Below are 20181 nucleotides of genomic sequence, written 5' to 3' on the forward strand. Positions count from 1 at the left end.
CGCGCCACCCCCGCCCAGCCTCCCGGTCCCGCCGGTGCGGCAGATGACCAACGAGGAGTTGGCGAAACTGGCCGCGAGCGGAGGTCCGTACCGGGGCAAGGCGGTGTTCGAGCTGGTCGACCGCGCGCACTCCGACGACGATGCAGCTATCCGGCTCGATCGACTGAGCCGGCTTCCGGCGCTGCGCGAAGATCGCGCATTTCACCTCGTCTCCCTCGCCTGGGCGGCGATCATCGGCCTCCTTGCTACGGAGACCTCGCACGCGAGGGCGCGGGCTTACGCCGCGTTCGAGGCGCTGGCTCGCACCGAACAGACGGACTTCCTCGCGTACGTACGAGCGGAGCGCATCGAGGACGCGCATCCTCGGATCTGACCAACGCGGTTCGAGTCGGCGCGCTCAGCTGACGCCAGTCCGGGCGGTAGAGCGCGACGTCCACCTCGTCGGCCTCGCCGCCAACCATTCATGTCGGAATGACCGACGGTGACTAGGCATTGACACTTCTCGCTTCGCATCCCATGGTCGATGGATTCGTTCCTCCGTCGAAGGGCCGCAGGATGGTCAGCAGCGAACACCGGTACGTCATCGTCGGGGCGGGGCCCGCCGGCCTCCAACTGAGCTACTACCTGCAGCAACACGGTGCCGACTACCTGACACTGGAGAGCGGCGACGAGCCCGGCGGTTTCTTCCGGCGGTTTCCACGCCACCGGCGGCTCATCTCGCTGAACAAGGTGCACACCGACAGCGCCGATCCGGAGATCCGCCTGCGCTGGGACTGGAACTCGCTGCTCAACGACTCTCCGGACCTGCTGTTTCCACGCTTCAGCGACGAGTACCTGCCGGCCGCCGACGACCTGGTGCGCTACCTCGCCGAGTTCCAGCGGGTCCATCAGCTCAACATCCGCTTCGGCACGACAGTCGAGCGGATCACGCGGACCGGCGACGGCTTCACCGTCAGCACCGACCGGGGGGACGTGCGTGCGCGCTGCCTGGTCGTCGCGACCGGTTGGGGCCGGCCCTTCGTGCCGGCCATCAAGGGCATCGAACATGCCATCGGGTACGAGGACATGGTCGTCGACCCCACGGCGTACGACGGTCAGCGGGTCCTGATCATCGGCAAGGGCAACTCCGCCTTCGAGACCGCGTCGGCCATCCTCGGTCGGGCGTCGATGGTGCACCTCGCCAGCCGGCAGCCCCTGCGGCTGGCGTGGAACACCAAACACCCCGGTGACGTACGTGGCCAGTACGGCGCGATCCTCGACAGCTACCAGTTCAAGACCCTGCACTCGGTGCTGGACTGCACGATCGACGAGATCCGGCCCGTCGACGGGCGGTTCCGGGTGTCGATCACGTACACCCACGCCGAGGGGGAGACCGCCGAGCTGGACTACCACACGGTGCTGCGGTGCACGGGCTTCCGGATGGACACGGCGCTGTTCGACGAGACGTCCCGCCCCGACATGGTGCGCGACGGTCGCATGCCCGGTCTGCGCCCCGACTGGCAGTCGAGCAACGTCGACGACCTGTACTTCGCCGGCACCATCGCCCAGGCCCGCGACGCCAAGCACGCGTCGTCGCCGTTCATTGACGGCTTCCGCTACAACCTGCGGACGTTCACCCGGATCCTGCGGGAGCGCTACGACGGCGTGCCGCTGTCGTACGCGACGACGCCTGCCGACGCCGTGTCGCTGACCAAGCTGATGCTCGACCGGGTCAACTGGTCCTCGGCGCTGTGGACGCAGTTCGAGTACCTGTGTGACGCCTTCGTCCGCGACGACGCCACCGGCGACATCCACCACTACGAGGACCTGCCGGAGGACTACGCCGTCGAGCGCTTCGCGGCCGCCACGCAGTGGTACACGCTGGCGCTGCGGTGGGGCCGCGACGACTACGGCGACGTCTTCGCCATCGACAGGCACCCGACGCCCGACCGCGCCCGGGAGAGCGCTTTCATCCACCCGGTGATCAGGCGTTACCGCGGTACGGAACTCGTCGCGGAGCAGCATCTGCTGGAGGATCTGCTCGCCGAGTGGCGACGTCCGGACCGACACGTGGAGCCGTTGGTCGAGTTCCTGACCAAGGATCTCACCAGCGGACCATGATCTCGTCCAGGGGTTTGCGGGGCAGGTCGGGGACGTGGGCGTCCGCCGTGGGATAACCGACGGGCATCACGACGTACGGGCGTTCCTCCGGTGGCCGCTCGCACACCTCGTTGAGGAACCGCATCGGGCTGGGCGTGTGGGTAAGCGTGACCAGGCCGGCGTGGTGCAGCGCGGTGATCAGCAGGCCGACCGCGATGCCGACGGACTCCTTGACGTAGTACGGCTTCGGGCTGTGCGGCCCCTGGTGCACCTCGAACACGACGATGACGGCCGGTGCGGTCTCCAGGAACGGCTTGCGCCAGTCGGTGCCGAGCCCGGCGATCGCACCCAGCCACTCGGCCGAGGCCCGACGGTCGTAGAACGCGCGTTCCTCGGCTTCGGCGGCCTCGCGCAGCCGACGTTTGCGGGCCGGGTCGGTCAGGACGACGAACCGCCACGGCTGCACGTTGGCGCCGCTGGGCGCGGTCGACGCGGCCCGGATGGCGGCCTCGACCACCCCGTCGGGCAGGGGGTCAGCGGCGAAGTCGCGCACCGATCGGCGCTGCGCCATCCGCTGCGCGAACGCCTCGGCCTCACGCACCATGTCGGCCGGCGGCCTGCGGTGGTGCTGAACGGGGACCCTGGGTGTCAGGTCGGTGTCGTTCACCTGTGGCCTCCCCTGCCTCCGACATCCGGTTTCCCCAGCATGTCGGAGGCCGGGCGGCTTGTCGTTACGCAGGTGTGCCCTCTTCGGGCGCGGTCCGGCTGGCGATCTCGTCGACGACGTCGGCCAGTCGTCCGCGCACCGCGTGGGCGGCCCGCTGGCGGGTCGCGCCGTCGCCGTCCGCGGCGAGCCACGTCAGCCAGCGCTGCACCCGATCGCGGTCGCCCGCCGCGTCCAGCGCCGGCCGGGCGTACGCGACGAGCCGTTCGGCGAGGGCCGCCGCGGGCAGCAGCCGGCCCGTGGCGACGTCGACGCCGTGGCCGCCCATGCCGTCGCGGGCGGCCCGCCAGTAGGCGAGCCGCAGCAGCTCGGGGACCAGCCTCGGACCCTCGTCGCCCCGGTCGACGGCCTCCCCGGCGACGACCACCAGCGCCCGCACCAGGGCGGCGAGCGCCGCGGACTCGACGGCGGTGACGGGCACGTCGGACACCCGCACTTCAAGTGTGGGGTGGTGTGTGGACAGGCGTAGATCCCAGAAGATCGTGCCGTGGTCGACGAGCGCGCCCGCGTCGAGAAGCATGTCCACGTGGTCGTCGTACTGCCGGGCGGACGTCAGGTACGGCGGTGGGCCGGCCACCGGCCAGCGCCCCCACGTGACGCTGCGCCAACTCGCGTAGCCGGTGTCGCGCTCCGCCCAGTAGGGCGAGTTGGCGGTGAGGGCGATGAGCACCGGCAGGTGTGCGCGCAGGTGGTTGCCGATCAGCACGGCCCGGTCCCGGTCGGGCTGCTCCACGTGGACGTGGACCGCGCAGATCGCCAGCTCGTCGTGCAGGCCACGAAAGGTCGCGGTGCCCCGATCCTGCCGCGGCCCCTGGGTCAGCGGCGGCGGCACCGCCTGGCCCAGCACCGGTGAGCCGCTGGCGATCACCCGGAGACCCGCCGAGCGGGCGGCGGCCTGAATGGCGGCCCGGCCCTCGACGAGCTGGGCGGCGAGGTCGTCGAGGCTCTGGAACGGGTCGGTGCGTGTCTCGATCTGCAAGGTGGTGATCTCGCCGCCCACCCGGGGGCCGAGCGTCGGGCGCGCGCCGTCGACGACAGTCGCCGCCTGCGGTACGACCTCGCCCCGGTCGGCGTCGACGACGAGGAACTCCTCCTCCACGCCGAGCAGGGGCGGTCCCGAGAGCTGTCCCGTCGTCATGTCCCGTCCTCGCTGCCGGTCGTACGCCGGCACTGAGCACGTTACGGTATGTCGTCGACGGGTCGCTCGTCGAAACGCTCCATCGTGGACAGCGCGTCCACGAGCCCGGCCAACAGCGCCGTCCGTTCGGGCATCCGGTCGAGGCAGACGTACTCGTCGGCGGCGTGCGCTCCACCGCCGACCGCGCCCAGGCCGTCAAGCGTCGGTACGCCGAGCGCGGCGGTGAAGTTGCCGTCCGACGCGCCGGCGGCGTACGCGCCGGTCAGGCGCGGGATGCCCAGTCGGCGGGCGATCGACTGGGCCACCTCCAGCAGTGGCCGCGCGAGCTCCGCGGACATCGGGTAGCGGTTGATGCCGCCGTGCACGGCGAGCGTCGCCTCGGGCAGGAACGGGACGAGTCCGCGGATGGCGTGGTCGACGCGTTCGAGCTCGTCCCTCGTCCAGGCCCGGACGTCGACGGCCAGGCTGGCGCGCTCGGGCACCGTGTTCGTGGTGGTGCCGGCGGAGAGCACTGTCGGCGTGACCGAGGTGCCGCCGCTGTCGGCCGCACCGAGCCCGCCCAGCGTGAGTACCTGGTGGGCGACCTCGACAGTGGCGTTGACCCCACGCTGCGGCTCGACGCCGGCGTGGGCCGCCCGACCCGAGACGGTGACGCGGTAGACCGAGCCACCCTTGCGGGCCACCTTCAGGTGCCCGTCCGGGGTGGCCGCCTCGCAGACCAGGACCGCCCCCGAGCGCCGCGCCTCCCGTTCGATCAGGTCCCGTGAGGTGCCGGACCCGCTCTCCTCGTCGCAGGTGAGCAGCACGCCTACCGTCGAGGTGTCCTCGACCAGGCTCAGGGCCGTGACCATCTGCACGATGCCGGCCTTCATGTCGCACACGCCGGGCCCGGTCGCCACGTCTCCGCGCACGGTGAAGGGCCGGGACCGGATCGTGCCCACCGGGAAGACGGTGTCGAAGTGGCCGAGCAGCAGCACACGCTGGTGTACGGCAGGCCACAGCAGGTGCGGCAGACCGTCGATCACGACCCGGTGGGCGGGCCGGCCGAGCACGTCGCGCCCCCAGTCGGCGAGCAGGTCGGCGCAGGATTCGAGTTGGGGCAGCGAACCCGGCGCCGACTCGCGGGAGACGAGCGTGCTCAGCCGGTCGACCATGTCGGCTCGAAGCCGCTGGGCGGCGTCGAGCAGGAAGCGGGGACGGTCCATCGATCCCTCCAACCGCACGGCCGACGGGCTTCATCAGGCGTGCCAGTCGACAATCGCAGGGGGATCGGGGTGGGGTCACCCGTGGTTGTGCTCAGACCGCCGGCGCGTTGGCCGCCGACCCGTAACCGAATTCGACGATCCGGTGCGCCATCCCGACGTACGCCTCCTGGCCCTCGGGCGCGAAGGTGCCCAGCCCGTCGACGTACCTGTTGAACATGCAGAACGCGGCGGCGATCAGGACCGTGTCGTGGATCTCCAGATCGGTGGCGCCCTCGGCGCGGGCGGCGGCGACCAGTTCGGTGGTGACGTTGCGGCCACTGATCTGCACCGCGCCGGCGATCCGCAGCAGCGCCCGCAGCTTGGCCGAGATCGGTGCGCTGTCGAGGTCCGCGCGTACCTGGTCGACGAGGGTCATGCCCTCGTGGAGCTGCGCGGCGGCGAACGCCGAGTGCGACGCGCAACAGAAGGTGCACTCGTTGCGCCCGGAGACGTACGCGGCGATCAGCTCGCGCTCGCCGGCCGGGAGCGAGTGCGGGGCCCGCAGCAGCACCTCGGCCAACTCGTTGAGCGGCTTCGCCGTCTCCGGGCGGTACCGCATCGGGCCGCTGATGCCGGGAAACTCCTTCTCGTCGATCCCGAGATCGATGTGCGCCATGGTGATCCGCCCTCCAGCCGTGAACCGCGGCCCGACCGGACGACGCCTTTTGCGGCGGGACTGCCCGTGCGGGGCGGCGTGACAGTCGCCGCGCAGCCACGATCTCATCCTGTCCGCCGCGTGTCTTTCTTCATTCATGCTTTTCCGGGGCCCGACGGGCCCTATCACACAGAAACCGGGTGCGGGTCACGGTCCACAATCGCCCACGCTGTCCACAGCAGCTCGGGCTCGGGCGGCGATCGGCGGCAGGTCGCGACAGGGTGGGGCGCGTGGACCCGAAGCTGCACGAACTCGTCGTGCGCGGTGGTGGCCTGGTCGTTCGGCGGGACGCACTACGGGTCACGCCAGTGTGGACGATCCAGACAGCCTGGCGGGCGGGGCGGCTCGTGCGGCTGCTGCCCCGGGTCTATGGTGACGCCGCGCTGATCCGGGACACCACGTCCGACCTGCCACCTCTGGCCCGGGTCGATCCGGAGGTGGCCCGCCGTGCCGTGCTGGCGTACACCGACGGGCGTGGCGCTCTCAGCGGACTGAGCGCGCTCGACGTGTGGGGTCTCCGCCAGCAGCCACCCGGCGAGCCGCTGTCCGTCGACCTGCCCAGGGGATCGGGCCTGCGTGGCCGGCCGCATCTCGTGGTACGCCATCGCGTCGGCTTCGCGGTCGAGCCGCCGGAGGTGGTGGTGCGGGGTGGATTGCCGGTGACGCGGCTCGATCGGACCCTGGTGGACTGTTGGTCGCTACTGCCGCCGGTCGAGCGACCCAACCCGCTGATCCGCGCGGTAAACGACCGGCTCACCACGCCGGGGCGACTCGTCGCCGCCCTCGCCGAGGTGCCGCGGACGACCGATCGCGCCGCGCTGCGCAGTCTGCTGGATCGGCTCGCCGCCGGCTGCCGCAGCCCGCTGGAGATCTGGGGCCACGACCACGTCTTCAGTAGCCCCGGTATGCCGGCGTTCACCCGCCAGGCCCGGATACGGGTCGGTGCCCGAACCATCTACCTCGACATGTTCGCCGAGGCCGAGCGCGTCAACGTCGAACTCGACGGCGCCGGCACGCACGCCGGCCAGGCCGAGCGCGAGATCGACCTCCGCCGCGACGCCCTGCTGGCCACCATCGGAATCCTCGTCGTCCGCTTCACCCACCGCCGCCTTGTGGCGAACCCCGCCGAGGTCCGCCAGGAAACCCTCGCCATCCTCGCCGCTCGCCGTAACCCCCCATGATCATGTGATGAGAAGTAGGTCTCAGAGACCCTCCGGACCTATTTACCATCACTTGATCATGAGGAGCGTAGCCGGGCCGGGCCGGGCCGGGCTGGGTTGGGCCGGCGGAGCGGGAGGTGGTGCTACTCGGAGGCGCCGAAGGCCAGGGCTCCGCAGCCGATCACCAGGACGAGCACGGTCACCAGGACGATGCTCAGGATGGCGCCCGGGCGTTGGATCAGCGGCCTGCCGGGATCCAGGGGTGCCGGCAGCGATGCCGCGACGCCCGGCGTGGGCTGCGGTGGGGCGAGCCGCAAAATGCGACGCAGCCGGAAGCGGTCGACGCCGAGGAAGATCGGAATGCCGATGATGCCGACTCCCCACCACGCGGCGAGCATGGTCTTGTTCGCGTGGTGGCGGTACAGCGAGAGGCCGCAGTTACGGCACATCCAGCCGCGTTGTGCGGAGACGACGTACAGGATCACGATGCTGGTCATCGACTGGAAGGACACGTGGGCCGCGGGATGGCTGCCGCAGAACTGGCACTCCCCGTCGGCGGGTGGGCGGAGGGCCGGGGGCGGCACGGCCCCGGGCGTGGGCATCGTCGACATTGTGGGCTGCTCCGAGGGGGCGACGGGTCAGTTGGCCGGTGCGGGGTAGCGGTCTCCGCCGTACTGGCGCAGGGCCGCCTCGACCTGGTCGCGCGACTGCTTGGTGCTCTTCAGGTCGGCGACGTGGTAGCCCCGCAGACCCGTCAGCTCGACGTCGGGCGACAGCGCCCGCTCGGTCTGGTCGGCGACCCAGACGGTCAGGATGCTCGGCTTCTCCAGCTTGCCGGCGTTGGGCTTCTTCTCGACCGCGACCCGGCTCACGTCCGACCAGGCGAAGTCCACAGTCGCCTCGCCCCTGGTCCAACTGATGCCCTGCGCACCGATGCGGACAGCGAATGCCTGGCGGCTCTCCCGCACCGCGCCCAGGCCGGCGATCAGGGCGAGCAGCGCCATCACGTAGCCGACCCAGTTGCCGAAGGTGAACTCCCGGCCCATCGCCGACAGGATCTCCGGCGAGAGCGCCAGGACCACCGCCAGCGCGAGCAGTGCCGGACCCTTGGCGTACGGCTTCCAGTTGCGTTCGAGCTCCATGGCGTACGTTCCTCCCCGTGCCTTCCCGAGCGGAAGGACGGAAGGATGCTAGCCAGCTTTCCTCGTTGACGTGATCAAGATTTGGTAGCGCGGAGGTGAAGGAGTTCGCCGATCCACCTCGCGGCCTCCCTCTGGGCGTCGAGCAGGTGCTGACGGGCGTCAGCCACCTCCCGGTCGGCGTCCGCGTCGAGGTGGTCGCCCAGGATCGCCGTCCACCGTCGGCTCAGCTCCTCGGCGTACGTCGCCCTGCGCAACTGCTCGTCGAACTGGTACTCCAGTTCCACCATCCGGTCGACGTGCGGCCGGAGGGCCGGCATGATCCGTTCGTCGAGCCGGACGGTGGCGTCGGGTCGGCAGGTGATGAGGACGTCGCCGCGCTGGTAGCGCCACTCCGGCTCGTCGGCGAGCGCCCGCTGCAACGCCACCTCCAGGTCACCTGCCCGGTGCGGCGGCAGGTCCCGGGCGGCGTCGGCGGCGAGCCGGGTCAGCCGTTGGATCGCGTTCGGCTGGAAGTACTGCACGTACCAGCTCAACACCTCGGCGCGCAGGCTCGCCGGTGACGACCAGGCAAACGTGGCGCGGACGTAGAACGCGTACACGTACCCCCTGGCGGGGACCGCGATCAGCCGGGGCGCGTCGCGCTGGTCGATGAGCGGCCCCGGTGGGGACGGGTCGGCCCCGGCCCCGACGGGTGCCTCGTCCTGGAGCGCGGCCACCAGCCGATCCCACGTCCGTGCCCACCATCGCCAACCCCGGACACTCACGTCCCGGGCGATGGTCAGCCCATGGACGCCCCGCCGACGCCACAGATCCGCGGGCCTCGGCCTCTCCTCGGGAGCGTCCGTCATGGCACCCCTTCACGGTCACCGATCCGCATGCCACGCTAACAACCGATGACCGATATGCCCGTAGCCGCGCCGATGGCCCCAGGTTGGGCCGGCGTCGGGCTGCCCCCGCTGCCACCGCTGCCACCGCTCGGGGAGGGGCCGATCGCCCGGGGTTCACCGAGCATTGTGGAGCAGTTGGGGTGGTGTGGGCTGTCGCCGACGGCCGGCAACGGCGAGACTGACTCCGATCCGCCAACGACGTGGATCGATGGATCGGATGGTCTGGAGGCAGCCTGTGTCCACCCTCGTGTCCCCGCTGGCCACGCTCGGCGCGATCCGCCGGCGTACCACCACCCTCGCCCTGCTCCTCACCATGGTCGCCGCCGCGCTTGTCGGCCCGTCCGTGGTGGCCCCTCGCCTGACCGACTCCGCGTCGGCGGCCGTCTACGGCTCCTGCACCGTCAGCCGCTGCGCGGATGCGCGTACCGCCCGCTCCGGCTGGTCCGCAAAGGGCTTCCCGACCAGCCGTGGCTGGTACTCGTGGAGCGGTGGGCTGTCCAACTTCGCCGGCGGCCGGTTCTACAACTACGAGGGTCAACTGCCCACCAACGCCACCTACTACGAGTACGACGTGTATCCGCGTACCCAGGGCGCAGCCCGCGACGCGTACCGGATCGTGGTGAACCGCAGCACCGGCGCGACCTGGTTCTCACCCAACCACTACACCGACTTCTACCGGCTCTGACCGACCCGGGCCGGCCGGCCGCGGTCGGCCGGCCCGCGTCGTCGCCCCGGTCGGATGTTGCCCGGTCCGATGTCGTCGCGTCCGATCAGGAGGCACATGATGACCGATGAGAACGCGGGTCGGACACCCGACTGGCTTACCGTCCGCCGCGACGACACCCACGACGTGTCCGACGCGGTGGTGCTGGTCGGAGCCGTGACCCGGACCAGGGGTGACCTGTTTGCCGCGCTCGCCACCGCGCTGGCCCTGCCGACGTACCTGGGGGACACCTGGGACGCCCTCTCCGACGTGCTCGCGGACCGGCTCGACGCCGGCCCGCTCACCCTGCTGATCACCGACGCGGGCCAGTTGCTCGCCGACGAGCCGAACGAGCAGTACGCCCTCCTGCTCGCCGTGCTCGACGACCTCGCCACCAGCGCCCCGCACCCGCTGCGCCTCGTCCTGCGAGACGAGGGCGGCCCCCGGAGGTAGTTTTCGGTGCGCGCTACGGCTCAGAGGTATGAGCATGACTCTGAGGTATGTCGCTCGCACCAGTGACATGCCTCCGCGCAGCGGCTGGTCGCCGAACCCCTCACCCGCGCGCAGGCGACCACCTCGCTGACGTACGACAAGTACGCCCGCGCCGTCGCCGACGAGCTGGTGCGGCCGAGCGTCCACGCGGCCCGCGTCGCGGTGCTCTCCCGCGCGTGAACGCCGCGCCGAACCCCGCCGGTCAGCGCGAGTGCGCCGGCCGGTCGAGGATGGCGCTGAACCGCTCCTCGGCCAGGTCGAGCTGGCCGAAGATGTGGGCCTTCACCTCCGGCGACAGCGGGGTGTCCGGACGACCGATCAGATCCCGGAAGAGCGGCACCAGCGGCCGGTACTTCCGGGCCGACGACACGACCTTCGGCCCGATCGTGTGGATCACCCCGACGCCGTTGTCGGTGAAGTCCGACACCTTGATCACCCGCGCCCAGGGTTCCCGGTCCAGGCTGACCGCCAGGTGCTCCCGGTACTGGACGTTGCGGTCGCGCTGCGGGTCGTAGGCGGGGTTGGTGACGGCGGCGACCAGGGTTGCCACCCGGGGCCCGAACCGCGCGGCGAGCGTGGCCAGCGCGGCGTCGGTGCCGCCGTCGGCCAGCTCGGCCGGGTGGTCCTCCACCGCGTCGTGCAGCAGGCCGGCGACGATCACGTCGACGTCACCGACCTGGTAGTGGTGCATCAGCCGGATGGCCACCCGCAGGAGGTGGTTGAGGTACGGCTCGCGGACCCGCCGGTCGTCGCGGTGCAGCTCGGCGGCCAGGTCGAGCGCGGCGGTCAGGCGGACGCGTTCGGCGTCGTCGAAGCGCTCGACCTCCAGCCGGAAGCGCTCCAGCAGGCCTGGTTCGCCGTGGATCTCGGTGATCGCGTGCATCGGCATGCTGCCCAGGTGCGGCGGGAAGTCCATGCGTCACTTATAGCCGATCTTCCCCCCGTCGATGGCCCGCTCGGTCGCCGACCCGACCACGCGTTTGCGCGGTGATCGACTCCGCCGCCCGATGTCGGGGGGTCCGGAGCGCTCGGACCCGCGACAGCACGGAAAGGGAGTCGATCACCGCTGCCGGGCGGTCAGAGCGGCAGCCGATCGGCGCCGGCGAGCGGGCCCACCAGGAGCGGAACCAGTGGCGCGGGCAGGACCGGGTCGCGACGCAGGGTGGGCACCCAACCGGCGTCGGCGCCCAGGTCGGGATCGTGGATCGCGTTGTACGCCGCCAGCAGGTCCACCGGCCGGGCCGGGCCGCCGCCCTGACGCACCCACGAGCCCCGCTCGGTGAGCGCCGTGCCGCCCCAGTCGTAGAGCAGATCGGCCGGATCGAGGCCGGCGTCGAGGGCGAAGAAGTTGTTCTGCGCGTAGATCGCCGACTGCACACCGACGCCGAGGGCGTACTGGAAGCCGTCGCCGCCGAGCCGGTAGAGGTTGTTGTGCACGTCGACCTGGCCGAAACGCACCCGGGGCAGCCGCTGCAGGACGCCGTCGAAGGAATTGTGGTGCAGGGTGACCTTCAGCCGGCCCACGTCCGGGCCGACGGTGTTCGACGAACCGATGAGCATCAGCTTGTCCCGTCCCGTGAAGCGGTTCCAGGAGGCGGTGACACCGCTCGCGGTGTGCGTGACGTCCAACGACCCGTCGTGCACCTGGTACGGCCGTCCGAAGTAGGTCGGTTGCGCGCTGTCCGGGTTGTCGCCGTCGGTGAACGTGTTGTGGTCGACCCAGACGTGCTCGCTGCGGCGTACCGAGATCTGGTCGTACTGGCTGTTCCAGTTGCCGGCGTCGCCGTCGGTGGGGGACCACGCCGGAAAGCAGTCCCGGGCGTCCGCGAAGGTCAGGTTGCGCACGATGACGTTCGACGCCCGGTCGATCATGAGCGTGAGGCCGGTCAGCCGGGCGCCGCGCAGCCCGACGATAGTGGTGTTGGGGCCGACGTTCACCTGCGTCTGGCGGGTCTGGTTGGCCACCGAACGCACCCGGGCCTCCTCCAGCGGCCCCGCGGGCGGCACCCGACCCCAGACCGCCGGGTCGTACGCGGCCAGGTAGGCGTCCAGCCGGTACGCCGGGTCGGCCAGGTCCGCGCAGCTCAGCGCGGTGCCGTCCGGCCCCTCGAAGCCGTCGATGACGCCGTCGACGTAGATCAGTTTCGCGGTGGCGTCGGTGGCGTTGCTGGCATTGTCACCACCGAGCGCGGCGACCAGCCCGGCGCGGTCGTGCACCACACGCGTCCGCTCGGGCGCCGCCGCCGAACCGCCTGTGGTGCCGGTGCCCTCGGCCGCCCAGCCGTCCCGCTCGGGCAGCGCCTGCCGACCGAGCTGACGGGCCGACCAGGACAGTCGACCGGCGGAGGCCGGGTCGGAGCGGGAAGCGGGCACCGGTGCGCCGACCAGCAGGAGGGCAAGCGCCATCGCGCCCACGAGGGGTGTACGCATTGATTGTTTTCCGTTCGCTTGTGGTGTTTCGGCATCCACCAGGAACGGTAGGTTCACACTTTTACGCCGGTCAATATTTATTGTTTGCAGGAATGTTGCAGTGGAGGCGCATCCACGACGGGCCGCCGAGGCGGATACGACGTTCGTGGTATGTCGACGGGTCCGGCGGTCCGTACAGTCAGGCGGTATGCGGCGGTGGGTCGTGGAGACGATGATTGTGGCGGCCGTGGGCGTGCTGACGGCGTACCGGCTCGCGACGACGCCGGTGGCGCTGGGTGACCGGGTGCCGGACCTGTGGGCGTACGCTGCCGCCGCCGTGATGGTGGTCGTGCTGCCCGTTCGACGGCGGTGGCCGGTCGCTGTGTTGATCCTCGTGGGCGGGCTCTACCTGGCCTACCACATCCACCACTACCCGGGCGGCGCTCCGGCGGTGCCCGCGTGGGTCGCGCTGTACTCCGTCGGTGCGGCGTCGCGGCAGTGCGTGGGTCTCGTCGTCGCGGCCCTCTTCGTGCTCCTGGATGCCCAGGGGCGGATGGCGGTGGCCGGCGCGAGGCCGTTCGACGCGTCGCTGGACAGTTCGACTGTCGTGTTCGTGGCGGCGGTGCTGCTCGGCGAGGTGGTGCGCGGGCGCCGGACCCAGCTGGCGTTGCTGGCGGCCGACCAGAGCCGGGCCGCCGAGCAGCGGGTCGTCGAGGAGCGTATCCGCATCGCGCGGGAGCTCCACGACGTCACGGCGCACACCTTGGCCGTGGTGTCGGTGCAGGCGGGCGTCGCTGCCGACGTGCTGGACGAGGATCCCGACCAGGCCCGAACCGCGCTGCGCGAGGTACGCCGGGCCAGCCGCGAGGCGATGGTGGAGTTACGCGCGGCGGTGGGCGTGCTGCGCGACGGCACCCCGGCGGCCGGGCCGGAGCCGCCGACGCCCACGCTCGATCGGCTGCCCGCGCTCGCCGAATCGACGGGCGCGGTCGTGACCTGCGATGGCGAGCCGCGCGCGTTGCCGCGGGCCGTGGAGACCACCGCGTACCGCATCGTCCAGGAGGCAGTGACGAACGCGCTGCGGCACGCCGGTGCGGCCCAGATCGAGGTGCGTGTCGGATACCGTCCCGACGGCCTGTGCGTGACGGTGCGCGACAACGGACGGGGCGGCGTCCCGGTAGCCGGCAACGGGCTGCGGGGCATGGCCGAGCGCGCCGGCGGGCTGGGCGGGTGGCTTCGAGCGGGGCCGGCGGACGGCGGAGGCTTCGAGGTGCGGGGGTGGCTGCCGGTATGACGGTTCGAGTCCTGCTGGCCGACGACCAGACCCTCGTCCGCGCGGGCTTCCGGGTCCTTCTGGAGCGGGCGCCGGACATCGAGGTTGTCGCGGAGGCAACCGACGGGGAGGAGGCGATCGCTCTCACCCGGGCGCACCGGCCGGATGTCGTGTTGATGGACATCCGGATGCCGGGCACGGACGGTTTGACGGCCGCCCGGCGGATCCTCGCCGATGCCAGGCTGCCCAACGTACGCGTTGTCGTGCTGACCACATTCGAGTTGGACGAGTACGTCTTCGCGGCGCTGCAGGCCGGCGCGAGCGGGTTCCTGCTCAAGGATCTGGAGCCGGACGAACTGCGCCGGGCGGTACGCGTGGTCGCCGCCGGTGACGCGCTGCTGGCGCCCGCCGTGACCAGACGGCTCATCGCCGCCTTCGCCAGTGGTCCAGAGGTACCGGGCCTGGACAGCCTGACCTCGCGGGAGCGGGAGGTGGTCGCTCTCGTCGCCGCCGGTCTGTCGACGGTGGAGGTCGCGGGCCGGCTGGGAATGAGCCCGGCCACGGCGAAGACCCACACCAACCGGGCGATGACGAAGCTCGGGGCCCGCGATCGGGCACAGCTGGTCGTGTTCGCGTACCGCAGCGGGCTTGTCGGCCTACCGCGACGGCGTTAGGCCGACGCCCACCGATGGCGGATCCGGCACGGGGACGCCGCTCGTAGCGTTCGAATCATGTTTCTCATCCTGGGTCCGGCGTTGAATCTGCTCGCCGGCTTCTTCTGGCAGAACGACACTCAAGGCGTCACCGCCGGCACGATCATCGTGCTGTCGAACGCGTGCTGGCTCATCGGGCTGATCGGGTTGTTCGAACGGCTGCGGCCCACCACTCCGAAGTACGTCGCGGTCGGGTTGCCGGTAACGGTGTTCGGCGCGATCGGCGGGGTGGCGTACGGCGTACAGAGTATTCACGAGGGACTGTTCGCCGTCTCCCACGCCGATGCGGTCGAACGACTCGGCGAGCACCCGTTCGCCGCGTACGCGGTGTACTGGACGTGCGGACCGCTGTTTCCCCTCAGCCTGTTCGTCCTGGGCCTCGTGCTGGCCAAGGTGCGCGCGGCGCCACTTCCGGTCGGCATCATGGTCAGCCTGGGCGCGGTCGTGTTCCCGCTGAGCCGCATCACCCGGGAGGCGTCCATCGCGCACCTGGCCGACCTGTTCCTGCTGCTGCCGTTCCTCTATCTGGGGCTGCGGTCGATGTCGCGGTCCCCGCGCGGGAATCGGGCGATCGTCCCGCCTCGATCATGTGATGAAAAGTAGGCCCCAAGACAGTTCCCGACCTACTTTCCATCACATGATCTTCCTGCTCGTCGCACCCGTTCGGCCGCTAACCGCATTTCGGCCATGCGCTGTCGGATCAACGATTCGCGTCACCTTCGGTGGCGCGGAACCCTATCGCACGGGGGCACCGCACCCCATCCTGATTCCACGATCCCCTGCCGCAACGAGATCCGCCGCGCGGTCAGGCTCGCTGCCGCACCGATCCGTTGCCAGGTTCTCCGGTCAACGAGGGAGTACTCGAATCATGAATAGGTCCGATCCCGTCCCGCGCTGGACCCGCCGAGCGCTTCTCACCAAGACCGCTGGTCTGGGTGTGGCAGCCACTGTCCTCGTCACCGTGGGCACCGGTGCCCCTGCGTCCGCCTGGACGAACACCACGCACGCCCCGTACCGCTTCTGCGGCGACTGCTTCGTGATGTTCTACTGGGGCTTTGCTCCCAGCGGACGTTGTCCGGCAACCGGAACGACGCACCGTCAGGTCGGCTGGATCTTCAAAATCCCGTTCGGAGGCGGCTGGACGCCCAACGACCAGCCTGACTGGCGGTGGTGCCGGAACTGTTTTGGGCTGTTCTTCAGTGGATCCTGGCCCAATCAGGGCCGCTGCATCGGCACCAACGTCGAGAACATTCCCCACCGGACGGGATCCAACATCCCCTTCAACTACGTACTGCCGCACGACATCGGCGAGCCACCTGGCACCCAGGCGAACTGGGAGTTCTGCATTAACTGCTATCAGCTGTTCTTCAACGGCTACGCACCACAACGAGGGGTATGTTTCGCCGGCGGTGGGCCGCACGTTCCGAATCCGAGCGCATTCCACTTCGCCATCCCGGTCTCCAGCTACTAGGGCGTGTCCGGTAGGACGCACCCTAGGCGGTCAGTTCGGCCCGGTAGGGCGGCGTAGCCCAGGCCACGCCCCACTCGCTCGGCAGGGCTCCCTGCTCGGCGGAGCGGCGCAGCACGTCGACAACGCCGCGCAGGTGTCGGGCACGCTGTCCGCCGTCGTCCACCACGTCGACCAGGTCGCCGTCGAGCAGCCGTGGCTCCGGTGCGGCCCGCAGCGCGTCCAGCAGGGCGGTGAACGGCGCGGTACGGGCAAGCGGGGCGATCAGCGGCACCCCGCCCGGGTCGGCCCGATGGGCGAGCAGGTTCTCCAGCAGGCCCCGTCGACCGGGGATCCGTCGGGTCGCCACGTCGCCGGGCAGGCGCAACCGGTCCGTCGGATACTCCAGCACCGCCTGTCCCGTCGTGCCGGTCACCACCACCTCGCCCGCCACGAACTCCTCGGCGACGAGGGTGACCGCCGCCAGCACCGGTGGGCCGGCCCGGAACCGGACCCGCAGCACCGCTGTGTCCTCCACCTCGATCGGCCGCACCCGGTAGCGCTCCACCTCGATGGCGGCCGGCCACGGTGGGGCTCCGCCCAGCGCCTCGGCGACGGCCAGGCACTGCATCACGGCGTGCGCGAGCGGGTTGACAAGCGCACCGTCCAACACGGGACGGCCGTTCAGGACCCGGCGACCGGCCCACGGCGAGCGGGCGTAGTAGGCGTCCGGCCGCTGCCAGGCCGCGACCGTCGCGATGCGGGTCACCGCCCCGAGCCGACCGGCGGCAAGCGCGTCGGTAAGCGCGGTCAGTGCGGGCGAACCGAGCGCCTGGAAACCGATCTGGGCCACCCGGCCGGTCGTCGCCAGCGCGTCGGTCAGCTCCCCGTGCTCGGCCAGCGACAGCACCGGCGGCTTCTCCAGCAGCAGGTCCGCGCTGGCCGCGAGGGCGTCGCGGGCGATCGGCAGATGTGTGTGCGGCGGGGTGCAGACCACCACCACCTCCGGTCGGGTGGCGGCGAGCATCGCCCGATGGTCGGTGAACACCTCGACCCCCGGCGGGATCGGCGCCTCCGGTTCGTCGCGCACCGGTTGGACGTCGACAAGTGCGACCAGCCGCAGCCGGCGCTCGGCGTGCAGCGTCGCGATCACCCGCCGATGCGAGCGGCCGTGCCCGTTCGCCCCGATCACCGCCACCGTCGGCGGCCTCGACCCGTTCACGAGACGTCGGCAGGCGTCGCCCGGCTCACCGGAGCGCCGGACAGCGCCGACGGAACGCCGGCCGGCGCGGCACCGCTCACCGGGCACCGGCCAGGGTCGCCTCGACGCCGTGTCGTCCGAGCGCGGTGAGCCAGGCGGTGACATCGGCGCGTACCTCGTCGTCGTCGGCGACCTCGGCCGGGATGACCTCGCGCAGCGCGAAGACGGCGTCCACCGCGCCGGCCGGGCTCTGCGCGCCTGCGTCCAGGGCGGCCCGGATCGGCCCGGCGAGGGGGTCCTGCAACGGCAGCGGCGTGCCGTCGTCCGCGTACCCCAGCGCGAAGCGCAACCAGGACGCCACGACAAGCGCGCCCCAGCGCGCGGACCGGCCGGCCGCACGCAGGTCGGCGATGGTGTGCAGGATGCGCTGCGGCAACTTCTGCGAGCCGTCCACCGCGACCTGGAGGGTGCGGTGCCGGATCGCCGGGTTGGCGAACCGGGCGAGAACCTGCTCGCCGTAGTCGACCACGCGCACCCCGTCGGGCGGCGTGAAGCTGGCCGCGACGTCCTCGGCGATCAGCCGGCGCAGCACGTCGGTCAGGTGCGGTATCTCCAGGGCGTCGGCGATGGTCTCCCGGCCGGCCAACGCGCCGAGGTACGCCACGGCCGAGTGCACGCCGTTGAGGCTGCGCAGCTTCAACCGCTCCCACGGCCCGGCGTCGTCGGTGAGCACCGCCCCGGCGTGCTCCCAGCCCGGCCGCCCGCCGGGGAAGTCGTCCTCGATCACCCACTGCGCGTAGGGCTCCGCGGCGACCGCGGCCAGGTCGGTCACGCCGAGCGCCCGACGGGCCGTGTCGATGGTCTCCGGGGTGCTGGCCGGCACGATCCGGTCGACCATGGTGCCGGGGCAGGTCACGTTGGCGACCACCCAGTCGACGAGCCCGGCGGGCACCCCGGCGGCCCGCTCGACCGCCTGGTCGACCAGGCCGCGCAGCCGCCGGCCGTTGGCCGGCAGGTTGTCGCAGCTCACCAGCGCCAGCGGTCCGGCGTCGGCGGCGGCGCGGGCGGCCAGCCCGCGCAGCAGCAGCCCCGGCACTGTCGTCGGCGCCCGACCGCCGGCGAGGTCCGCGGCGAGCGCGGCGTCCGGGGACAGTCGGCCGGTCACCGGGTCGAGTTGGTACGCCTTCTCGGTGACGGTCAGCGTCACCACGCGTACCGCCGGGTCGGCGAGCAACGCGACAACGGCGTCCGGGTCGCTGGGAGCGTGCCGGACGCCGCTCAGCGACCCCACCACCCGGGTGGTGCTGCCGGCGGCGGAGAGGGTGCTGACGCTGAAAAGGTTGTCCTGCGCGGCGAGCGCCTCGACCAGTGCGGTGCTGCGCGGGGCGACTGCCACGATGCCCCAGTCGCCGCCGGCCGCGCCGACCGCCGCCTCGGTGTAGACGGCCTGGTGCGCGCGGTGGAAGGCGCCCAACCCCAGGTGTACGACGCCGACCGGCACCGTGCCCGGACGGACGAGTGGACGGGACTCGACGGGCAGGTGGCGCAGCACGCCCAGGCCGAGGCGGGAGGCGCCGACGGTCACCGCCATGCCGGGCCGTCCGGGAAGCGGAACTCGGCGATCGACGCCGGTTTCATCGTGGCGCTGTAGCCGGGTCGGTCGGGCAGCAGGTATCGGCCGCCGCGGGTGCGGACCGGGTCGACGAAGTGTTCGTGCAGGTGGTCGACGTACTCGATCATCCGCCCGTCCAGGCTGGTGCCCACCCGCAGGTAGTCGAAGATCGCCAGGTGCTGGACGTACTCGCAGAGGCCCACGCCGCCGGCGTGCGGGCAGACCGGCACCCCGAACTTCGCCGCCAGCAGCAGCTCGGCCAGGACCTCGTTGACGCCGCCGACCCGGCATGCGTCGATCTGCATCACGCCTATCGCCTCGGCCTGGAGCAACTGCTTGAAGATCACCCGGTTGGCGGCTACCTCGCCGGTGGCCACCCGGCACCGACCGCCTGTCAACTCGTCGACGGCGCGGGCGATCCGCGCGTGGCCGAGGATGTCGTCGGCGTGGGTCGGTTCCTCGATCCAGTAGGGGTCCACCTCCGCGAGGGCTGTCATCGCGGTGATCGCCTCGTCGACGTCCCACACCTGGTTGGCGTCCATCATCAGCAGCGCGTCCGGGCCGATCTCGGAGCGGATGATGCGGGCCCGGCGCACGTCGTCGGCGAGCGGGCCGCCGACCTTCATCTTCATCGCCCGCCACCCGTCGTCGTACGCCCGGCGGGTCAGCGCCCGCACCTTGTCGTCGGGGTAGCCGAGCCAGCCGACCGAGGTGGTGTACGAGGGGAAGCCGTCGCGGTCGAGCGTCGCCAACCGGTCGGTGCGGCCGTCGCGTCCCTTGTCCAGGATCGCTGCCGCGTCGTCCGGCGTGAGGGCGTCGGTGATGTGGTGGAAGTCGACGCTGGCGACGAGCTCGTCGGTGGGCAGCTCGGCGAGGAACCGCCACATCGGTTTGCCGGCGATCCTGGCCCGCAGGTCCCACACGGCGTTGACGAGCGCGCCGGTCGCCATGTGGATGACGCCCTTCTCCGGGCCCAGCCAGCGCAACTGCACGTCGGCGCTGAGCGAGCGCCAGAACGCCACCGGCTCGGCCGCGATCTCGGCGATCGTCCGCCCCTCGACGTGGTGGGCCAGCGCCCGCACCGCCGCGCAGGTGATCTCGTTGCCCCGGCCGTTGGTGAAGGTGAACCCCGCGCCGGTCGGCCCGGCGTCGGTGCCCAGCTCGACGTACGTCGCCGAGTAGTCGCCGCGGTTGACCGCGTCGGAGCCGTCGCCCCGCGCGGCGGTCGGGAACCGCACGTCGTGCACCTCGACGGAGGTGATGGTGACACTCACTGAGCCTGCCTCTCGTTCGCGACCGCGG

Annotated in this window: 21 protein-coding genes; 9 read left to right on the plus strand and 12 right to left on the minus strand. The window is 71.4% G+C overall.

Annotated features, from left to right (window positions below; translation table 11 throughout):
* The first annotated feature begins 43 nt into the window (after positions 1-43).
* Positions 44-373, plus strand: coding sequence for a hypothetical protein (locus ACLQ26_RS19230; RefSeq protein WP_425745710.1), 330 nt, complete (start codon positions 44-46; stop codon positions 371-373).
* A gap of 182 nt (positions 374-555) precedes the next feature.
* Entirely contained in the window at positions 556-2100 is a 1545-nt protein-coding gene (locus tag ACLQ26_RS19235; protein ID WP_425745711.1) for an NAD(P)-binding domain-containing protein, read from the plus strand.
* Here ACLQ26_RS19235 and ACLQ26_RS19240 read toward each other — a convergent pair.
* The 4 genes from ACLQ26_RS19240 to ACLQ26_RS19255 form a co-directional block, all read right to left on the minus strand.
* On the minus strand, positions 2084-2683 hold the full coding sequence (locus ACLQ26_RS19240) for a nitroreductase family protein (RefSeq protein ID WP_425745828.1): 600 nt from the start codon (positions 2681-2683) through the stop codon (positions 2084-2086). The two genes, ACLQ26_RS19235 and ACLQ26_RS19240, sit on opposite strands and share 17 nt — an antisense overlap.
* A gap of 127 nt (positions 2684-2810) precedes the next feature.
* Complete coding sequence (locus tag ACLQ26_RS19245; RefSeq protein WP_425745712.1) at positions 2811-3941, minus strand: carboxylate-amine ligase; 1131 nt, start codon at positions 3939-3941, stop codon at positions 2811-2813.
* A 41-nt stretch (positions 3942-3982) separates the two neighbouring features.
* A complete protein-coding gene (locus ACLQ26_RS19250; RefSeq protein WP_425745713.1) occupies positions 3983-5146 on the minus strand; it encodes a M20/M25/M40 family metallo-hydrolase in 1164 nt (387 codons plus the stop codon).
* A 91-nt stretch (positions 5147-5237) separates the two neighbouring features.
* Complete coding sequence (locus ACLQ26_RS19255) at positions 5238-5801, minus strand: carboxymuconolactone decarboxylase family protein (RefSeq protein ID WP_425745714.1); 564 nt, start codon at positions 5799-5801, stop codon at positions 5238-5240.
* A gap of 269 nt (positions 5802-6070) precedes the next feature.
* On the opposite strand from ACLQ26_RS19255, the gene ACLQ26_RS19260 reads away from it, so the two are divergent.
* Positions 6071-7021, plus strand: a complete 951-nt coding sequence (locus ACLQ26_RS19260) for a DUF559 domain-containing protein (protein ID WP_425745715.1) — start codon at positions 6071-6073, stop codon at positions 7019-7021.
* A gap of 122 nt (positions 7022-7143) precedes the next feature.
* On the opposite strand, the gene ACLQ26_RS19265 is transcribed toward ACLQ26_RS19260, so the two are convergent.
* From ACLQ26_RS19265 to ACLQ26_RS19275, 3 genes are all read right to left on the minus strand, one after another.
* Entirely contained in the window at positions 7144-7497 is a 354-nt protein-coding gene (locus tag ACLQ26_RS19265) for a hypothetical protein (RefSeq protein WP_425745716.1), read from the minus strand.
* A gap of 141 nt (positions 7498-7638) precedes the next feature.
* On the minus strand, positions 7639-8142 hold the full coding sequence (locus tag ACLQ26_RS19270; protein WP_425745717.1) for a hypothetical protein: 504 nt from the start codon (positions 8140-8142) through the stop codon (positions 7639-7641).
* 74 nt (positions 8143-8216) lie between these two features.
* Positions 8217-8990, minus strand: a complete 774-nt coding sequence (locus ACLQ26_RS19275; RefSeq protein ID WP_425745718.1) for a hypothetical protein — start codon at positions 8988-8990, stop codon at positions 8217-8219.
* A gap of 352 nt (positions 8991-9342) precedes the next feature.
* Between ACLQ26_RS19275 and ACLQ26_RS19280 the strand changes: the two genes are divergently transcribed.
* Both ACLQ26_RS19280 and ACLQ26_RS19285 read left to right on the plus strand, forming a co-directional pair.
* Entirely contained in the window at positions 9343-9714 is a 372-nt protein-coding gene (locus tag ACLQ26_RS19280) for a ribonuclease domain-containing protein (protein ID WP_377556929.1), read from the plus strand.
* Positions 9715-9813: 99 nt separating this feature from the next.
* A complete protein-coding gene (locus ACLQ26_RS19285) occupies positions 9814-10185 on the plus strand; it encodes a barstar family protein (protein WP_425745719.1) in 372 nt (123 codons plus the stop codon).
* A 241-nt stretch (positions 10186-10426) separates the two neighbouring features.
* On the opposite strand, the gene ACLQ26_RS19290 is transcribed toward ACLQ26_RS19285, so the two are convergent.
* Entirely contained in the window at positions 10427-11140 is a 714-nt protein-coding gene (locus ACLQ26_RS19290) for an HD domain-containing protein (RefSeq protein ID WP_425745720.1), read from the minus strand.
* Positions 11141-11301: 161 nt separating this feature from the next.
* Positions 11302-12654, minus strand: a complete 1353-nt coding sequence (locus ACLQ26_RS19295; protein WP_425745721.1) for a pectate lyase family protein — start codon at positions 12652-12654, stop codon at positions 11302-11304.
* A 187-nt stretch (positions 12655-12841) separates the two neighbouring features.
* Between ACLQ26_RS19295 and ACLQ26_RS19300 the strand changes: the two genes are divergently transcribed.
* The 4 genes from ACLQ26_RS19300 (at position 12842) to ACLQ26_RS19315 (ending at position 16090) form a co-directional block, all read left to right on the plus strand.
* On the plus strand, positions 12842-13927 hold the full coding sequence (locus ACLQ26_RS19300; RefSeq protein ID WP_425745722.1) for a sensor histidine kinase: 1086 nt from the start codon (positions 12842-12844) through the stop codon (positions 13925-13927).
* A complete protein-coding gene (locus tag ACLQ26_RS19305) occupies positions 13924-14580 on the plus strand; it encodes a response regulator (RefSeq protein ID WP_425745723.1) in 657 nt (218 codons plus the stop codon). Before ACLQ26_RS19300 ends, ACLQ26_RS19305 begins: the two co-directional genes overlap by 4 nt.
* A gap of 57 nt (positions 14581-14637) precedes the next feature.
* Positions 14638-15222 carry a hypothetical protein gene (locus tag ACLQ26_RS19310; RefSeq protein WP_425745724.1) on the plus strand — a complete coding sequence of 195 codons (585 nt, stop codon included), beginning with the start codon at positions 14638-14640 and terminating at the stop codon, positions 15220-15222.
* 265 nt (positions 15223-15487) lie between these two features.
* Positions 15488-16090 carry a hypothetical protein gene (locus ACLQ26_RS19315; protein WP_425745725.1) on the plus strand — a complete coding sequence of 201 codons (603 nt, stop codon included), beginning with the start codon at positions 15488-15490 and terminating at the stop codon, positions 16088-16090.
* A 22-nt stretch (positions 16091-16112) separates the two neighbouring features.
* On the opposite strand, the gene ACLQ26_RS19320 is transcribed toward ACLQ26_RS19315, so the two are convergent.
* From ACLQ26_RS19320 to ACLQ26_RS19330, 3 genes are all read right to left on the minus strand, one after another.
* Positions 16113-17288: a Gfo/Idh/MocA family protein gene (locus ACLQ26_RS19320; RefSeq protein WP_425745726.1), complete on the minus strand. Its 1176-nt coding sequence runs from the start codon at positions 17286-17288 to the stop codon at positions 16113-16115.
* A gap of 76 nt (positions 17289-17364) precedes the next feature.
* Complete coding sequence (locus ACLQ26_RS19325) at positions 17365-18858, minus strand: mannitol dehydrogenase family protein (RefSeq protein WP_425745727.1); 1494 nt, start codon at positions 18856-18858, stop codon at positions 17365-17367.
* The gene (locus ACLQ26_RS19330; protein ID WP_425745728.1) at positions 18849-20153 is read right to left on the minus strand and encodes an enolase C-terminal domain-like protein; all 1305 of its coding nucleotides are present in this window, start codon (positions 20151-20153) and stop codon (positions 18849-18851) included. Before ACLQ26_RS19330 ends, ACLQ26_RS19325 begins: the two co-directional genes overlap by 10 nt.
* Between the last annotated feature and the right edge of the window lie 28 nt (positions 20154-20181).

It is taken from the genome of Micromonospora sp. DT43, from assembly GCF_049841645.1.
GTDB lineage: Bacteria > Actinomycetota > Actinomycetes > Mycobacteriales > Micromonosporaceae > Micromonospora.

Bases quoted from the DNA above. Each gene is read 5' to 3' on its own strand.
- ACLQ26_RS19230 (WP_425745710.1), top strand. From the start codon at position 44: ATGACCAACGAGGAGTTGGCGAAACTGGCCGCGAGCGGAGGTCCGTAC.
- ACLQ26_RS19235 (WP_425745711.1), top strand. From the start codon at position 556: ATGGTCAGCAGCGAACACCGGTACGTCATCGTCGGGGCGGGGCCCGCC.
- ACLQ26_RS19240 (WP_425745828.1), bottom strand. From the start codon at position 2,683: ATGGTGCGTGAGGCCGAGGCGTTCGCGCAGCGGATGGCGCAGCGCCGA.
- ACLQ26_RS19245 (WP_425745712.1), bottom strand. From the start codon at position 3,941: ATGACGACGGGACAGCTCTCGGGACCGCCCCTGCTCGGCGTGGAGGAG.
- ACLQ26_RS19250 (WP_425745713.1), bottom strand. From the start codon at position 5,146: ATGGACCGTCCCCGCTTCCTGCTCGACGCCGCCCAGCGGCTTCGAGCC.
- ACLQ26_RS19255 (WP_425745714.1), bottom strand. From the start codon at position 5,801: ATGGCGCACATCGATCTCGGGATCGACGAGAAGGAGTTTCCCGGCATC.
- ACLQ26_RS19265 (WP_425745716.1), bottom strand. From the start codon at position 7,497: ATGACCAGCATCGTGATCCTGTACGTCGTCTCCGCACAACGCGGCTGG.
- ACLQ26_RS19270 (WP_425745717.1), bottom strand. From the start codon at position 8,142: ATGGAGCTCGAACGCAACTGGAAGCCGTACGCCAAGGGTCCGGCACTG.
- ACLQ26_RS19275 (WP_425745718.1), bottom strand. From the start codon at position 8,990: ATGACGGACGCTCCCGAGGAGAGGCCGAGGCCCGCGGATCTGTGGCGT.
- ACLQ26_RS19280 (WP_377556929.1), top strand. From the start codon at position 9,343: ATGGTCGCCGCCGCGCTTGTCGGCCCGTCCGTGGTGGCCCCTCGCCTG.
- ACLQ26_RS19285 (WP_425745719.1), top strand. From the start codon at position 9,814: ATGACCGATGAGAACGCGGGTCGGACACCCGACTGGCTTACCGTCCGC.
- ACLQ26_RS19290 (WP_425745720.1), bottom strand. From the start codon at position 11,140: ATGGACTTCCCGCCGCACCTGGGCAGCATGCCGATGCACGCGATCACC.
- ACLQ26_RS19295 (WP_425745721.1), bottom strand. From the start codon at position 12,654: ATGCGTACACCCCTCGTGGGCGCGATGGCGCTTGCCCTCCTGCTGGTC.
- ACLQ26_RS19300 (WP_425745722.1), top strand. From the start codon at position 12,842: ATGCGGCGGTGGGTCGTGGAGACGATGATTGTGGCGGCCGTGGGCGTG.
- ACLQ26_RS19305 (WP_425745723.1), top strand. From the start codon at position 13,924: ATGACGGTTCGAGTCCTGCTGGCCGACGACCAGACCCTCGTCCGCGCG.
- ACLQ26_RS19310 (WP_425745724.1), top strand. From the start codon at position 14,638: ATGTTTCTCATCCTGGGTCCGGCGTTGAATCTGCTCGCCGGCTTCTTC.
- ACLQ26_RS19315 (WP_425745725.1), top strand. From the start codon at position 15,488: ATGAATAGGTCCGATCCCGTCCCGCGCTGGACCCGCCGAGCGCTTCTC.
- ACLQ26_RS19325 (WP_425745727.1), bottom strand. From the start codon at position 18,858: ATGGCGGTGACCGTCGGCGCCTCCCGCCTCGGCCTGGGCGTGCTGCGC.